Here is a 14,625-nt window from a genome sequence, read left to right as displayed (position 1 = left end):
TAACAAAGTGACGACAACGGAAGGAGAGCCTCATGGCTCAGTTCGCGATTCTGCTTTACGCTCCCGCCCCCGCCGACTGGTCGGAGACCCCCCAGGACGAGCTGGAGGCCCACGGCACCTTCGCCGAGAAGATCGGCGAGCTCGGCGGCAGCATCGTCACCGGCTACGCCCTCCAGCCCAGCTCGGGCGCCAAGGCCGTGCGCAGCGACGGTGTGACCGACGGCCCGCTCATCGACGCCAAGGAGGTGCTCGGCGGCATCACCGTGATCGAGGCGCGTGACCTCGACCACGCCGTCGAGATCGCCAAGGAGAGCCCGGGCACCTGGCGCGGCGGCGTCGAGGTGCGAGAGCTGCTCGGCTGATCCCGCGGCCCGTCCCCACGGGCCGCATGTGTACGCGGCATCGCCGCAGTGAGCCTTCAGGGGCTCGCCGCGGCGATGCTTTTTTGTTCTGGAATGCGCGGTTCACCGGGGTCCCGCCACCGCGCATTCCAGAAGGTGCGGCGCCTGACCTCGCGAGACGACGATGTGATGCGGGGTCACTCATCGCGCGACGTATCTAGGAGACGCAAGTGCCTCAGCCGGACAGATGGGATCTGGTGTTCAAGCTCGACGACCTGACGGTCAGCGAGGTTCGCGACGCGCCGCTCCCCACCCTCAAGCCAGGCGAGGTGAGCCTCGCCGTCGAGAGGTTCGGCCTCACGACGAACAACGTCACCTACGCGCGGTTCTCCGAGCCGGGCTTCTCCTACTGGGACGCCTTCCCCGGCCCCGAGGGCTACGGGCGGGTGCCGGTCTGGGGGTTCGCGCGCGTCGAGGAGTCCCGCCACCCGGACGTCGCCGTGGGGAGCCGATACTACGGCTTCATGCCGATGGCGAGCCACCACGTGGTGGCGCCGGAGCCCACGCCCCAGGGGTTCGCCGACACCACGCCGCAGCTCCACTACCTGCCGCCGTGGTACTGGAACTTCTCGCTCGCGGGCGAGCCGGACGCCCGCGACGACCGCCGGGCCGTCCTTCGCGCCGTCTACCCCGCGGTCTTCAACCTCGCCGGCATGCTGGAGCGGCAGGCCGCGGAGGGCGTGCGGTCCGTCGTCGTCACCAGCGCCTCCAGCAAGGTGGCCGCCGGGCTCGCGCAGCGGCTGTCGGCCCGGTCCACCGGCCTTTCGGTCATCGGCGTCACCTCCGCGGGCAACGCCGCCTTCACCGAGGGTCTCGGCCTGTACGACACGGTCGTCACCTACGACGCGCTGTCGTCGGTTCCCGCCACAGGGCCTGTGGTGCTCGTCGACCTGACCGGCGACGCCGGCCGGCAGTCCGCCGCCTGCGAGCGGCTGGCCGCCGACCTGCGCCACACCGCGCTGGTCGGTTTCACCCACCCCGGATCGAGCATCGAGCCGCCCCCGCTGCCCGGGCCCGAGCCGGAGTTCTTCTTCACCCCGCTGGTCGAGGCGGAGGCCATCGAGAACGAGGGCGCGGAGCAGTACCACGCCCGTTACACCAAGGCCGAGGACGGGTTCGTCGACAGTACCGAGTCGTGGCTCACCATCCGGCACGCACAGGGCCCCGGCGCCGTCGCCGACGTCTTCGGCGCCCTGCTCGCCGGAAAGCAGCCCCCGGACGTGAGCTACGTATTCCGCCCCTGACGGATCCCGTCGAGCAGGAGGAACCAACCGTGACCCTTGACACCCACAACGCCGGCGCGCCCGCGCTCCCGGCCGGCGAACCGGAGGGGCGCCCCCGCCCACCGGCCGCCGCATCCCCCACCCGGCCGACGTGGTGGCGGCGCCCCTGGATCATCCCGCTGCTCCTGGTCGTCGTGGCGTTCCTGTTCTACCAGGTCAGCCCGTACGTGCCCGAGCGCACCGCCCCGACGCCGCCGCACGACGGCTTCCCGATGTACTACCCCTTGCTGGTCGTCCACATGGTGGCCGGCACGCTGGCCATCGTGACCGCCGTCTTCCAGGTGTGGCCGTGGCTGCGCAAGCGCCACCCGGCCTTCCACCGGGTCGCCGGCCGGGTGTACGTGGTCTCGGCCGTGGTCGGCGGCGTGGTCGGCCTGATCATCGTGCGGTTCGCGCCGCAGGTCGGCCAGATCGGCGTCGCCATGGCGACGATCCTGTGGATCGGCACCACCGTGGCCGCGTACGTCTTCGCCCGCAAGAGGCGCTACGACCTGCACCGCCGTTTCATGCTCTACAGCTTCGCGCTGGTCATGAACAACATCTGGGGCGTCCTGATCGTCAACGTCGGGATGTCACTCGCGCTCGACATCGGCTTCACCTACTACCTTGAGGCGGCCCGCTGGATCGGCTGGACCGTCAACCTCATGCTCGTGCAGTGGTGGCTCTACCACACGGCGGGACGTCCCCTCGACGTCCCCTCACCCAAGAAGTTGGTCGCCTCCTGAGCGGCGCCGACAAGAAGAACGGCCGGCGGGGATCCCCCGCCGGCCGTTCTCGTTGTGACAGGACCCGGTCTAGCTGTCGATGAGAAGGCAGTGGGAGGCGCGCGGGCCCGTGCCGCGGCAGTTGGCGCCGTAGTCGTCGAGCAGCAGGGTGGCCTGGCCGGCGGCCTGGGTGAACCGCTCGATCGGGTCGGCGCCCCGCCCCATGACGTCCTCCATGGCGTCCATCATGGCGTGCTGGATCTGGGCGAAGTGCCCGAGCATCGCCCCGCTCGCGCCGGGTGTGCCGCTGGTCGAGGCGAGCTGGTCGATGGTCACCCGGTGGTAGGAGTGCTCGCCGAGCCAGCCGTCCCGCTCCAGCAGGTCGATCGCGCCGTACGTCACCGGGGAGGAGCCGTACACCTTGTGCCACTCGGCGGCGTTGCGCGGGCTGTTGAGGTACTGCATGAAGGCCAGCGCGCCGTCCTCGGTCTCCTTGTCGAGCCCGTCGGCCAGCCAGATGGCGTCGCCGCCGATCCAGTTGCCCCCGAGCGGGATGTCGCCGTTGTGGGGGGTCGGGCTCACCTCGATGTCGAACCCGCCCGCCTTGGCGGCCTTCACCATGTACGGGGCGTCGAAGGAGGAGCTGAACCGGAAGACCACCTGCTGGTCGGCGAAGGCCTTGAACGAGCCCTCCCAGTCCTCGGTCTTGCCGGTGTAGAGGTAGTGGCCGTCCCGGTGCAGGCGGTGCCACCACGTGACGTACGCCAGCATCTCGGGGGAGGCCAGGTCGATGGTCGTCGCGCGGCCGGTCCTGCCGTTGTCGCCGTCGGTGAGCGGGGCGCCGAGCTGGGCCATCGCCTGCTGGAAGAACTTGCCGTCGTTCGCCCAGCTGATGCCGTGGGAGGGGCCGCCGTCGAGCTTGGCGACCGCCTCGCACGCGGCCTCGATGCCCTGCCACGTACGCGGCACCTCCCGCACGCCGGCCGCGCGCAGCAGCGTCGTGTTGGTGTAGAGGTGCATGGTCGACAGGGTCAGCGGCATGGCGCAGAACGTGCCGTCGATCGTGTAGAAGTCTCGTCCCGCCCTGACCACGTCGCCGAGCACGACCGGCTGCCCGAGGATCTCCTCGCGCCCGCCGATGGCCTTCTCCACCGAAGTGAACAGCGGCCTGCCGTCCTGCGTCAGCGTGTCACGGGCCAGCTCGCTCGCGCCGCTGTAGTACGACGCGATCGTGGGCGGGCGGCCGGCGAGGGCGGCCTTGGAGACCTCCTCACCGAGGTTCTGGAAGTAATGGCTGCCGATGTCGATGCGGTACCTCGGGTACAGCTCCTCGAATTCCCTCGCCCGCTTCTTGATGGGGTCGAGGAAGTTCGGAAACGTGTATTCGGAGAACAAGGCGTCGATGACGATTTTGCCGGAGCGGTTCGCCTCATCCACGTGCGCGTCCTTTCATCAGAGGCAGGAAGGCCGGGCCCGCGCAGCACGATCGGCCTGGCCGCCTTTCCGGGGCCAGGCTCGCCGGACGCGAAACTGCCTGGATTTCTGAGCCCAATGCTGGTCACCGTCAGGGGGCGCCGCATCTTTGCGGTTGCTTTGTTTTCACGCCGCCACGCCGTCAGATGCGGGAACAGCGGAGCGATATCCCGCGCCCTGTGTGAAGAGCACACCCGGAGATGACACCCATATCGCCGTGACCGCACGCTGGAAACAGCCGAACTGACCATGACCGGTCGGGCGGTGATCGACGCCGCCGGCCGCCACGGGAGGAACGAACATGACCGACCTACAGAGCCGCGGCTACCCGAACGGCCTTCATGGCGAGGAGGCCGGCGAGAGGCGTCCCGCGGCGTTCGGGGCCTCGACCATCACCCCCGACGACCCCCGCTACCAGAGCATGCTGCGAGGCACCAACCACCGGTTCGTCGGCAGTCCCGACTTCGTGCGCGTGGTCACCTCGACCCAGCAGGTCGTCGACACGGTCAGCGAGGCGGTGGCCACCGGGCGGCGGCTCGCGGTGCGGAGCGGCGGGCACGGCCTGGAGGACTTCATCACCAACCCCGAGGTCAAGATCCTTCTCGACATCTCGGAGATGCAGGACGTCTACTACGACAGCGCGATGCGGGCCTTCGCCATCGAGTCCGGCGCGATGCTGAGCCACGTCTTCCGTGTGCTGTTCAAGGGGTGGGGAGTGACCATCCCCGCCGGCATGTGCCCCGACGTCGGCGTGGGCGGGCACTTCGCGGGCGGTGGGTTCGGCCCGCTGTCGCGCAGCCTAGGCGCGGTCGTCGACTACCTGTACGCGGTGGAGGTCGTGGTCGTCGGCGAGGACGGGGAGGCACGCGCGATCGTGGCCACCCGCGAGCCGGGCGACCCGCACCGCGACCTGTGGTGGGCGCACACCGGCGGCGGTGGCGGCAACTTCGGCGTCGTGACCCGCTACTGGATGCGCAGCCCCGGCGTGGACTCCTCCGACCCTGCCGACCTGCTCCCGAAGGCTCCGTCCGCGACGCGCAGCGGCATCGCCATGTGGTCGTGGGACGCCATGGACAAGGCGGCCTTCACCAAGCTGATGCGCAACTTCTTCACCTGGTGCGAGAACAACAGCGCGGCCGGGACGCCGCAGGCCCGCCTGTTCCCCTACTTCCACGCCACCCACTCCGCCACCCCGCCCGGGATGATGGTCGGCGCCCTGATCGACGAGGGGACGCCCGGGGCGGAGGATCTCATGTCCGCCTTCCTCGACGAGTGCGCCGAGGGGATCGGCGTGGAGCCGTCGTTCCGGTTCCAGGAGGTCCAGCCGTGGCTGTACGCGGCGGCCTACCCCGGCTACGGCGACCCGGGCAACCCGGGTGTGCGCCGGTTCAAGATCAAGGCGGCGTACCTGCGCAAGGGGTACACCGACGGCCAGATCGCCGAGATCCACAGGCACTTCACCGCCGAGGTGTACAACCCGACCCAGCTCCTGCTCGTCGGCTACGGCGGCCAGGTGAACACCGTCCCCGCGGACGCCACGGCGACCGCGCAGCGCGACTCCATCCTCAAGGCCGCCTTCCTCGGCGCCTGGGCGAGCCCGGCCGAGGACGACACCAACCTCGCGCTGATGAGGCGGTTGTTCGCCGACGTGTACGCCGGGAGCGGCGGCGTCCCCGGCCCTGACGAGTACAGCGACGGCGCGTACATCAACTATCCCGACGCCGACCTCGCCGACCCCGTGCTGAACACCTCGGGGGTGCCCTGGCACACCCTGTACTACAAGGACAACTACCCGCGCCTCCAACAGGTCAAGAAGAAGTACGACCCCCGCAACCAGTTCCGGCACTCGCTGTCGATCCGGCTGCCCGAATAACCCGCGTCCGGGTCTCCCGGCGTTTCGGGGGAGGCCCGGTCCGATCGTCCGCCTGTTCCCGCTGGCGTGCGGGCCAGCGCCAGATCTTGGAGACACTCATGGAACAACGCTGTCCCGCCCTCGACATCACCGGCAAGGACATCCACGGCGAGGCCGACAGGCTGCGGCCCCAGGGTCCCGCCACGCAGGTCGAGCTCCCGGGTGGTGTCCTCGCCTGGTACGTCAGCCGTCACGACGTCATCCGGCAGCTGCTGACCGACCCCCGGGTCACCAAGAGCGCCCGCGCCCACTGGACGGCGTTCCTCACCGGCCAGATCCCGCCGGACTGGGAGCTGATCAGCTGGGTCGCGATGAACAACATCTCCACCTCCTACGGCAAGGACCACATGCGCCTGCGGAGGCTGATCGGCAAGGCGTTCACCCCGCGCCGGGTCGAGGCCATCCGGCCGCGCATCGTGGAGCTGACCAACCAGCTCCTCGACGGGCTCGCGGCCACCGAGCCCGGCCAGGTGGTGGACCTGCGTGAGCGGTTCTGCTTCCCGCTTCCCGCCCGGCTGGTGGCCGACCTGATCGGCATGGACGAGACCGCCCTCGCCAAGACGGCCGTGGTCATCGACATGATGGTCGACACCACCGTCAGCCCCGAGCAGGCCGGATCGATCCTCGCCGGCTGGCGGGACGCGATGGCCGGGTTCATCGCCAGCAAGCGCGCCAACCCCGGTGAGGACATCACCACCGACCTGATCGCCGCTCGCGACGAGGACGGCTCACGGCTCAGCGAGGACGAGCTCACCGACACGATCTTCGCGATCCTCGGCGCCGGCTCGGAGACCACCATCAACTTCCTGGACAACGCCACCACGGGCCTGCTCACCCACCCCGAGCAGCGCGACCTCGTCCTCAGCGGCGAGATCTCCTGGGAGAACGTCATGGAGGAGACGCTGCGCTGCCAGGCCCCGCTGGCCAGCCTGCCGCTGCGGTTCGCCGCCGCCGACATCGAGCTCGACGGCGTCACGATCCCCAAGGGCGACCCGATCCTCGTCAACTACAGCGCGGTCGGCCGTGACCCCGCGCTCCACGGGCAGGACGCCGGCAGCTTCGACATCACCCGCCCCGACAAGGAGCACCTGTCCTTCGGCTACGGCCCCCACTACTGCCTGGGCGCCGGCATCGCCCGCCTGATCGGCGCGATCGGCCTGTCCACGCTGTTCGAGCGCTTCCCCGAGCTGAGCCTCGCCGTCCCGGCCGACGCGCTGGAGCCGCTGCCGACCTTCATCATGAACGGCCACCGCAGCCTGCCCGTCCTGCTCGACGCCCGGGTGCCCGCGGACGTGCACTGACGGCCGCTCCACCGTCTGGAGGCTCCATGAGGAAAGTCATACTCGCGCAGTTCGTGACGCTCGACGGCTTCGTCGAGGGTCCCGGCGGGGAGCTGGACTGGAACATCGGCGTCTTCGACAGCGGCATGGAGGGGTACGCCGACGAGCAGATCACCGGGGTCGACACCCTGCTGCTCGGACGCAGGACCTACGAGGTGTTCATCGGGTACTGGCCGGAGCAGACCGGTGCGTTCGCCGACAAGATGAACGGCGTCGAGAAGGTCGTCTTCTCCCGCACGCTGAAGAAGACCGCCTGGGCCAACTCCAGGATCGCCGTGGACCCCGCCGAGGAGATCGCGAAGCTGAAGGAGCGGCCCGGCGGCAACATGCTGATCTACGGCAGCGCCGGGTTCGCGCAGAGCCTGATCCGGCAGGGCCTGATCGACGAGTACCGGATCTGGGTGCATCCCGTCGTGCTCGGCGAGGGCAGGCCGCTGTTCGCCGGACTCAAGGAGCGCGTCGACCTCAAGCTCGTGGAGACCCGGACGTTCGACTCCGGGGTCTGCGTGCTGCGCTACCAGGCGGTGTAGAGCCCGCCCCGGCCTTCCGGAGGAAGGCCGCCGAGGTTCGCGACGGCTCGCCCGCCGCGGTGACGAACCCCGGAGCCGTACGGCTCCGGGGGTGACAGGCAGTGATCATCGAAAGCCGATGGGAGGCCGGCGTGAAAGTTGGCTTGGTAATCGGGGACTTCGCCTGGGAGGGCGGAACCACCCGGATAGCGGACACGCTTGTAGAGATCGCACAGACCGCCGACGACACCGGCTTCTCGCTGATCGGCGTCGGCGACCACGTCTGGCAGGGCCCGCACGCGGGCGGCCCGGAGGCGCCGCAACTGGAGTGCTTCACGACGCTCACCCTGCTCGCCGCCCACACGCGGCGCTGCCTGCTCGCGCCGGTGATGGCGGGCGTCCACTTCCGGGAGCCCGGCGTGCTCGCCAAGACGGTGACGTCCCTGGACGTCCTGTCCGGCGGGCGGGCCATGCTGGGCCTCGGCGTCGGCTGGTACGAGGACGAGGCCCGCGGGCTCGGCATCCCGTACCCCTCCCTCGCCGAGCGCTTCGAGAGGCTTGAGGAGACCGTCCAGATCTGCCATCGCATGTGGGACGGCGAGCAGGGCGACGAGCGGCCGTTCACCGGGGCGCACTACCAGCTCGAACGGCCGCTGAACCTGCCGCAGAGCATCACCCGCCCCCACCCGCCCATCATGATCGGCGGTGGCGGCGAGCAGAAGACCCTGCGCCTGGTGGCGCGGTACGCCGACGCCTGCAACCTCTACCCCGGTCCCGAGCTGCCCGCCAAGCTGGACGTCCTGCGCGGGCACTGCGAGGCAGAGGGCCGCGACTACGACGCGATCGAGAAGACCTGCATCTTCCCGTTCGACATGGGCGCCGGCGTCGACCCGGCCGGCCTGATCGAGATGCTGCGCGCGCTCGGCGAGCTCGGGGTGCGGACGGCGATGGGCATCGTCGCCGGCCCGGACCCGGTCCGGCAGGTGGAGCTCATCGGCAAGCGGGTCATCCCCGCCGTCGCCGGCTTCTAGAAGAGAAAGCCCTTCGTTCATCGATGACGGTAAAACAACACGCGCGACGCGCGAGGTCCGGGGCATGGACGGCCTACATGCGGGCGGCCAAGGGAGAGCCCGAGGGCCGCATCGTCCTCTTCCCCCACGGTGGCGCGGGACCGAACGCCCTGTCACCGCTGCTGGCCGTCCTGCCCCAGGAGTACGACATTCTCGGCGTCACCCTGCCGGGCAGGGAACGCCGCTTCAGCGAGGGCTTCGCCGAGACGCCCGGCGATCCCGGGGCTGTGGTGAACGGGATCGTGGAGGAGCTGGCGCGGCTGCCGGTCCGTCCAACGGTCTTCTTCGCCCACAGCATGGGCGTGGCGGTCGCGGTCGCCGTCGCCCTCGCCGACCCCGGGCTGCGCGCCAGGCTCGTCCTGAGCGCGCACCCGCCGGGCGGGACCAAGGTCGCGCAGGCCGCGGAGTACGACGAGGAGACCCTGCTCGCCGTCATCAGGCTGGGCGGGGGAACCCCCGACGAGATCCTGGAGAATCCGTTCTGGCGTGACTACGTGCTCGGCCTGCTGCGCTCCGACCTCGCCCTGGCGGCCCGGCTGGCGCGGCAGAACCTCACCGGACGGCTCTCGGTCCCGCTGACCGTGCTGGGCGGCGACCGCGACGAGCTAGTGCCGGTGGAGGAACTGCTGCCGTGGGAGGCGAGGACGGACGCCGGAGCTCGCATGCGGGTGTTCCCCGGCGGCCACTTCTACCTCCTCGACGAGGCCAACCGCGACGCCGTCGCCAACGAGATCATCCTCGCCGCGAAACGCTGAACACGAATGCGATCACCGACCTGCGCGGGCTCGCCGTGCGCAGCCGTCAGGCGATACGCGCTCACCCCTGGCTCGCGCCGCTGGCCGCCGCCAGGCAGGCGGCCGGCCCCAACCAGATCCGGCTGATGGAGACGGCCCTCGGCATGGTCGACGGGCTCGGCCTCGGCATCGACGGCATGCTGACCATGGTGGGAACGGTCGCCGCCTACGTCAACGGGTTCGTCGCCTCCGAGCTGGCGGAGGCCGAGGCGCTGCGGCGCACCGGGCTCGATCTCGGCCAGTGGATGGCCATGCAGGTGCCCTACATCCAGTCGGTCATCCAGAGCGGCGACTACCCCCTGTTCACGCGGATGACGGTCGAGGGCGGCCGGACGTACACCGACCCGGAGGAGCGGTTCGCGTACGGCCTTGACCACCTCCTCGACGGCATCGCCGCGAGCCTCTGAAGTCCGTCACCCACCTTCCGGCCACGGATGCCGGATGGACAGGTCCTCACGCACGCTCTGGGCGAGCTACGCCGGTATGCCCGGCGCCGGAACTCACGGTCGCGATCTCGAACCACACCGCGCGTCCCGCTGGGGCTTCTCGCACCCCCCACGACGAGGCGATCTGGTCGACCAGCCACAGTCCCCGCCCGCCCTCTCCGTCGGCGTTCGCCTGCTGGACGCGCGGCGTGTGATCGGAGGACCCCTCATCGATCACCTCGACCCGCAACGCGTGACCGGTGTGGGTCACCACCACCCTCACCACCCCGGACTCCCGGCGTCCGGAGTCCGAATGCCGCGCGGCGTTGGCGAACAACTCGCTCACCAGTAGCTCCACCTCGTCCACCTCCCGCCACCCCGCCGCGCCGAGCAACTCCCGGACGTACGCGCGTGCCGACGAGGCCGAGGCCGGCGTACCCGGGAGGTCGATGGAGCCGAGCAGTCCCGCCGTCCTCACCGCGCCACCTCCCACACCCGCTCGGCCGCCTCGCCCGCGAGCGCGCGTACCCGCTGATCGCGACCCCGGCCCCAGGTGAAGAACCACGTGCCGTTCAGCACCAGGGCCATGACCCTGAGCGGACCCGATGGCCGGGTGACCAGCAGGATCGGCTCCTTCCCTCTCGGCAGATCGACCGCGGCGCTCAGGCCCCGCTTATGCAGATCCCACGCCAATCGGACAAGATGAATGAACTGCTCTTCCTGCCGATTGTGCGCTTTCATTGGAAATCCTCCTGAATCCTCGCCTATTCGCGATATCCGGGGCGCCGAATCTTGTTCAGTGGCGATCGGCATCGCGATACCCCTCACTTGTCGGGAAATTGCCCTTCCAAGGGTGCAGGTGAGGCGGTAGTTTAAAAAGAGAAACAGCCTCACGGTCTCACCACAATGCAGGTGAGATCTTGGCCAGATTAGTGAGACGGTGTGAGACCATAGGAGAAGAAGGACATGCCTAACCCGATCCAGATCAACCCGGACGAATCCCCTCAGGCCCGCTTCGCCTATGAGCTACGCGAGCGGCGGCTTCAATCCGGCTGGACCCAGCTGAAACTGGCACGCATGCTCACCGTGTCGGTCAGCACGGTAGGCATGCTGGAGACGCTCCGGCGCCGGCCCGACCGAAGATTCGCCGACGCCTGCGACAAAGCGTTCAAACTGGACGGCGTCTTCCGCGAGCTCTGGAAGGAGACGAGATGGGAGTCGGCTCCCGAGCATTACCGGAATTTCATGGAGCTGGAGACACAGGCATCAGCGCTGCAATGCTGGGATCCTCTCTTGATCCCCGGTCTATTTCAGATCGAGTCGTATGCCAGGAGGATCTTCGAGGACGAGCCGGGGATCACGCCCGAGCTGGTGGAGCGACGTGTAGCGAACCGCATGCAACGTCAGGCCATCCTCACTCGCGAGAAGTCCCCCCTGATCTGGAGCCTTATCGACGAAACGGCTCTTCGCCGGCCCATGGGCGAGGCCGACATGATGTGCGAGCAACTAGGTTGGCTCCTGGAGGTCGCCAAGAATCCGCGAGTGACGATCCAAATCGTCCCCTGCGCCGCGTGGTCCGCCGTCGGACTGCAAGCCGCTTTCACCATTGCCGAGCTTCGCGGGGCACCGTATAGCGTGTATGTCGAGAGCGCACCGCGCGGCCTCACCGCGGGAGACCGCGAGACCGTAACAGCACTGGTAGGGCGCTACGACTCCCTACGAGCTGCGGCCCTCCCGCAGAATCTATCCCTCGGCATCATCAAGGAAGTGATGGCGCAATGGACCTGAGTAAGGCGGAATGGCGTAAGTCCTCCCGGTCTAGCGGCGACGGAGGGCAGTGCGTAGAGGTGGCCTCCAACCTGCCCGGCATCGTCGCGGTCCGTGACAGCAAGAACCCCAGCGGCCCCTCCCTCGTCTTCACCCCCACGCAATGGCGCGCGTTCCTCCACGGCACGAGGACCGGAGAGCTCGCCTGACTCGATCACCATCGACTGCCCCGCCAGGTGGCGAACAGAGATGCCCGATCGCTTCGGCGGTCGGGCATCGTCATCTCCACGGAACACATCCATTGGGAGTGGAGCCATGCGAGCGGCGCGCACCTCTCCTGGTCGATGCGTTGAGCTCGGACCAGGCCGACCACAGCATGGCCTAGTCGCGGCTTGTGTGTGACAGTCTGTAGCACGTCTGCTGACGAGTGGAGGGGAACATGTCGGCCCACCAAATTGTGCTTTGGGACATCGACCACACACTCGTCGATACGCGGGGCGTAGGTCGTGATTTGTCTGCCCAGGCATTCGAGAAAGTCACCGGACTGCCGATGCGGCAGCAGGCGAAAATCGACGGTATCACCGAGGCGGTGATCTTCCGAGAGACAGCGAGATTGCACGGTCTGACGGCCAACCGACACGACTTCGAGCGGTTCGCTGATGCGCTTGCTGAGGCGCACATCGAACGGGAGGATGAGCTGCGGCAACGCGGACAAGCGCTTCCAGGAGCGGGCGATGCTCTCAATGCCCTCGCCGCAGTGCCCGGTGTTGTCCAAACGGTTCTGACTGGCAATGTCCGTCGCGTCGCTGAGATCAGGCTCAAGACATTCGACCTGGACCGCCATATTCGTTGGGATATCGGCGCGTTTGGCGAGGATAACGACCAGCGCGCCGGGCTGGTTCGGATTGCGTTGACACGCGCGACATCGGCATTCGATGAACCGGTCTCTGCGACAGATGCTGTGCTGATCGGCGACAGCCCAGCCGATGTCGAGGCCGCGCTGGAGATGGGTGTGCCGGCTATTGCGGTGGCGTCGGGCCGCAGCTCCGCAGAAGACCTCCGCAAAGCTGGTGCCCTTCGCGTCTTGCCCAGCCTTGAAGGGACAGATGCTTTCATGGCTCTGATATCTGAGTCAGCATGCGGTCGGCGGGAACTGCATGACGAACCACATCTCCGACTCGGTCATGCCGAAGCCGGACCCCGCTACATCGGCCGGATCCGTCCCGAGCGGCTCTGAGCGTGGGCGGGCATCATCGGGGTTCACCCCCAACCAATGGCGCGCGTTCCTCCAGGGCACGAGGACCGGAGAGCTCGCCTGACTCGATCACCATCGACTGGCCCGCCAGGTGGCGAGCGGTGCTGCCCGATCACTTCGGCGGTCGGGCGTCGTCATCCTCACGGGAACACCTCCATCGGGAGTGGGGCTATGGGAGCGGCGGGTTGCCGCTAGTGTGCGGCTCCTGTGTGTACAAGGCTTCTATTCAATTCTGATCGCCTTCGGGAGTCTGTGCCCAAATTCGTATGGATGAATATGGAACAAATTTCGCATGCCCTTGTCGTATTCGGCTGGCCGAATTACGATCAGCCTGCGAGTTAACCCGAAGAGAAGAGCGCAGGCGGAAGGCGATCAACCAATGGGCAAGCATGACGGCGATAAGCCATCAGACAAGCCGGTGGAGAAGCCGAAACCGAACTCGGACGGATCCCGTCCCGACCAGCCCGGCCAGCACGAGAAGCCGACGAAGAAGTGAGCGTTGATCAACGCGTCACTGCCCTGATTGATCGACTGACAGACCTGGATGAGAGCTGGCGGGGCGTGTTTCACGCTGTGCCGCGTCACATGTTCGTCCCCGACAGAGCATGGTGCGATGCTGTCGACGGCCCCGGCCATCTCATCGACCGGGGAGCCGATCCCGAGGCGTGGATGGACGCCGTGTATTCCGATGCGGCGATCATCACGCAGCTCGACGACGGCGCGACCGAGATAGCGGAAGGGAAAGGCGACTACACCTCTTCGTCGTCCTCGCCGGTCGTCGTGGCGGCGGCCTTGGGATTGCTCGATCCCTTCGACGGCGATGAAGTCCTGGAGATCGGCACGGGCACGGGCTGGACGGCGGGATTACTGGCGCATCGTCTAGGAGACGGGAATGTGACCAGCATCGAAATCGATCGGGCTGTGATCACCACGGCGGCCGAGAACCTGAGAAGGGCGGGACACGCGCCTCGGCTGGTTCAAGGGGACGGCGCTGTGGGATGGGCCGAGGGTGCGCCATACGACCGGATACACGTCACCTGTGGCGTGTGTGAGGTGCCGTACGCCTGGGTGGAACAGACCCGTCCCGGCGGGGTGATCGTGATCCCGTGGACGCCTCGGTGGGAGGGCGGCTACCTGACCGTGCTCACCGCGGCCGGAGACGGCACGGCCGTAGGGAGGTTCTACGACGGCGTCGGGTTCATGCTGCTGCGGTCACAGCGATGGGATCTCCCGCGGCTTGAGGGAAGCTACCGGAAGTCCTCGACCTACCTCGATCCGCGTCGGGTGGTGCGTACCTCGACCGGGGCCGATATCGCCGTGGCCGGACTGCTGCCGGATGTGTACGGCGCACATGCGTACCAGGAGGGCGGCGAATTCCACCTGTCACTGTGGTCGGGGGAGTCCGACGCCCAAGTGCACTACGCGCCCGACTACAAGGCCGTGGCGGTCCTGCAGCGGGGACCGCGCGATCTGTGGGACGAGGTGGAGGCCGCCTATCTGCGGTGGGTCTCCTGGGGCACGCCATCCAAAGCCCGGTTCGGGATGACGGTCACCCCCGAAGGCCAACACGTCTGGCTGGACTCTCCAGACAACGCGATCGCGTAGCGAACCGCGCGCGACGTCAGCCCATCCTCGCCCGCGAGAAGTCCCCCTGATCTGGAGCCTTAGCGACTCGCCTAGCTCGATCACCGT

16 protein-coding genes are annotated in these 14,625 nt (G+C 68.2%); 13 read left to right on the top strand and 3 right to left on the bottom strand.

Features of this window, described 5'->3' with window-relative positions; translation table 11 throughout:
• Nucleotides 1–32 precede the first annotated feature (32 nt).
• The 3 genes from AB0B89_RS05870 to AB0B89_RS05860 all read left to right on the top strand — a co-directional run bounded on the left by AB0B89_RS05870 (nucleotide 33) and on the right by AB0B89_RS05860 (nucleotide 2,409).
• Nucleotides 33–362 carry a YciI family protein gene (locus AB0B89_RS05870; RefSeq protein ID WP_358548720.1) on the top strand — a complete coding sequence of 110 codons (330 nt, stop codon included), beginning with the start codon at nucleotides 33–35 and terminating at the stop codon, nucleotides 360–362.
• Between the two features lie 209 nt (nucleotides 363–571).
• Nucleotides 572–1,645: a DUF2855 family protein gene (locus AB0B89_RS05865; RefSeq protein WP_358548718.1), complete on the top strand. Its 1,074-nt coding sequence runs from the start codon at nucleotides 572–574 to the stop codon at nucleotides 1,643–1,645.
• A gap of 29 nt (nucleotides 1,646–1,674) precedes the next feature.
• The gene (locus AB0B89_RS05860) at nucleotides 1,675–2,409 is read left to right on the top strand and encodes a DUF2306 domain-containing protein (RefSeq protein WP_358548715.1); all 735 of its coding nucleotides are present in this window, start codon (nucleotides 1,675–1,677) and stop codon (nucleotides 2,407–2,409) included.
• A 69-nt stretch (nucleotides 2,410–2,478) separates the two neighbouring features.
• Here the strand turns inward: AB0B89_RS05860 and AB0B89_RS05855 are convergent, their stop codons facing one another.
• On the bottom strand, nucleotides 2,479–3,825 hold the full coding sequence (locus tag AB0B89_RS05855; protein ID WP_358548712.1) for an extracellular solute-binding protein: 1,347 nt from the start codon (nucleotides 3,823–3,825) through the stop codon (nucleotides 2,479–2,481).
• A gap of 337 nt (nucleotides 3,826–4,162) precedes the next feature.
• Between AB0B89_RS05855 and AB0B89_RS05850 the strand changes: the two genes are divergently transcribed.
• From AB0B89_RS05850 to AB0B89_RS05825, 6 genes are all read left to right on the top strand, one after another.
• Complete coding sequence (locus AB0B89_RS05850; RefSeq protein WP_358548709.1) at nucleotides 4,163–5,734, top strand: BBE domain-containing protein; 1,572 nt, start codon at nucleotides 4,163–4,165, stop codon at nucleotides 5,732–5,734.
• Nucleotides 5,735–5,832: 98 nt separating this feature from the next.
• Nucleotides 5,833–7,074, top strand: coding sequence for a cytochrome P450 (locus tag AB0B89_RS05845; protein ID WP_358548706.1), 1,242 nt, complete (start codon nucleotides 5,833–5,835; stop codon nucleotides 7,072–7,074).
• Between the two features lie 26 nt (nucleotides 7,075–7,100).
• Nucleotides 7,101–7,643 (top strand): dihydrofolate reductase family protein, encoded by a 543-nt coding sequence (locus tag AB0B89_RS05840; RefSeq protein WP_358548703.1) that lies wholly within the window; start codon nucleotides 7,101–7,103, stop codon nucleotides 7,641–7,643.
• 131 nt (nucleotides 7,644–7,774) lie between these two features.
• Entirely contained in the window at nucleotides 7,775–8,653 is an 879-nt protein-coding gene (locus tag AB0B89_RS05835; RefSeq protein ID WP_358548700.1) for an LLM class F420-dependent oxidoreductase, read from the top strand.
• Nucleotides 8,654–8,730: 77 nt separating this feature from the next.
• Nucleotides 8,731–9,447 (top strand): alpha/beta fold hydrolase, encoded by a 717-nt coding sequence (locus tag AB0B89_RS05830; protein WP_358548697.1) that lies wholly within the window; start codon nucleotides 8,731–8,733, stop codon nucleotides 9,445–9,447.
• The gene (locus tag AB0B89_RS05825; protein ID WP_358548792.1) at nucleotides 9,444–9,893 is read left to right on the top strand and encodes a TetR/AcrR family transcriptional regulator C-terminal domain-containing protein; all 450 of its coding nucleotides are present in this window, start codon (nucleotides 9,444–9,446) and stop codon (nucleotides 9,891–9,893) included. The genes AB0B89_RS05830 and AB0B89_RS05825 overlap by 4 nt, the downstream gene beginning before the upstream one ends.
• Before the next feature lie 46 nt (nucleotides 9,894–9,939).
• Here the strand turns inward: AB0B89_RS05825 and AB0B89_RS05820 are convergent, their stop codons facing one another.
• Nucleotides 9,940–10,389, bottom strand: coding sequence for an ATP-binding protein (locus tag AB0B89_RS05820; RefSeq protein WP_358548694.1), 450 nt, complete (start codon nucleotides 10,387–10,389; stop codon nucleotides 9,940–9,942).
• The gene (locus AB0B89_RS05815; protein WP_358548692.1) at nucleotides 10,386–10,604 is read right to left on the bottom strand and encodes a hypothetical protein; all 219 of its coding nucleotides are present in this window, start codon (nucleotides 10,602–10,604) and stop codon (nucleotides 10,386–10,388) included. The genes AB0B89_RS05820 and AB0B89_RS05815 overlap by 4 nt, the downstream gene beginning before the upstream one ends.
• A gap of 273 nt (nucleotides 10,605–10,877) precedes the next feature.
• On the opposite strand from AB0B89_RS05815, the gene AB0B89_RS05810 reads away from it, so the two are divergent.
• From AB0B89_RS05810 to AB0B89_RS05795, 4 genes are all read left to right on the top strand, one after another.
• Nucleotides 10,878–11,699 (top strand): helix-turn-helix transcriptional regulator, encoded by an 822-nt coding sequence (locus AB0B89_RS05810; protein WP_358548689.1) that lies wholly within the window; start codon nucleotides 10,878–10,880, stop codon nucleotides 11,697–11,699.
• Nucleotides 11,690–11,887: a DUF397 domain-containing protein gene (locus tag AB0B89_RS05805; RefSeq protein WP_358548687.1), complete on the top strand. Its 198-nt coding sequence runs from the start codon at nucleotides 11,690–11,692 to the stop codon at nucleotides 11,885–11,887. Before AB0B89_RS05810 ends, AB0B89_RS05805 begins: the two co-directional genes overlap by 10 nt.
• Nucleotides 11,888–12,117: 230 nt before the next feature.
• Entirely contained in the window at nucleotides 12,118–12,915 is a 798-nt protein-coding gene (locus AB0B89_RS05800; protein ID WP_358548684.1) for a haloacid dehalogenase-like hydrolase, read from the top strand.
• A 510-nt stretch (nucleotides 12,916–13,425) separates the two neighbouring features.
• Nucleotides 13,426–14,538 carry a methyltransferase domain-containing protein gene (locus tag AB0B89_RS05795; RefSeq protein WP_358548681.1) on the top strand — a complete coding sequence of 371 codons (1,113 nt, stop codon included), beginning with the start codon at nucleotides 13,426–13,428 and terminating at the stop codon, nucleotides 14,536–14,538.
• Nucleotides 14,539–14,625 lie beyond the last annotated feature (87 nt).

It is taken from the genome of Sphaerisporangium sp. NPDC049002, assembly GCF_040649355.1.
GTDB lineage: Bacteria > Actinomycetota > Actinomycetes > Streptosporangiales > Streptosporangiaceae > Sphaerisporangium.
Note: the sequence above shows the minus strand (reverse complement) of the source record. Positions and strands in the feature narration are given on the sequence as shown.

Coding starts and splice junctions, on each gene's coding strand:
- AB0B89_RS05845 (WP_358548706.1), top strand. CDS start 5,833: ATGGAACAACGCTGTCCCGCCCTCGACATCACCGGCAAGGACATCCAC.
- AB0B89_RS05800 (WP_358548684.1), top strand. CDS start 12,118: ATGTCGGCCCACCAAATTGTGCTTTGGGACATCGACCACACACTCGTC.
- AB0B89_RS05810 (WP_358548689.1), top strand. CDS start 10,878: ATGCCTAACCCGATCCAGATCAACCCGGACGAATCCCCTCAGGCCCGC.
- AB0B89_RS05870 (WP_358548720.1), top strand. CDS start 33: ATGGCTCAGTTCGCGATTCTGCTTTACGCTCCCGCCCCCGCCGACTGG.
- AB0B89_RS05840 (WP_358548703.1), top strand. CDS start 7,101: ATGAGGAAAGTCATACTCGCGCAGTTCGTGACGCTCGACGGCTTCGTC.
- AB0B89_RS05850 (WP_358548709.1), top strand. CDS start 4,163: ATGACCGACCTACAGAGCCGCGGCTACCCGAACGGCCTTCATGGCGAG.
- AB0B89_RS05805 (WP_358548687.1), top strand. CDS start 11,690: ATGGACCTGAGTAAGGCGGAATGGCGTAAGTCCTCCCGGTCTAGCGGC.
- AB0B89_RS05830 (WP_358548697.1), top strand. CDS start 8,731: ATGCGGGCGGCCAAGGGAGAGCCCGAGGGCCGCATCGTCCTCTTCCCC.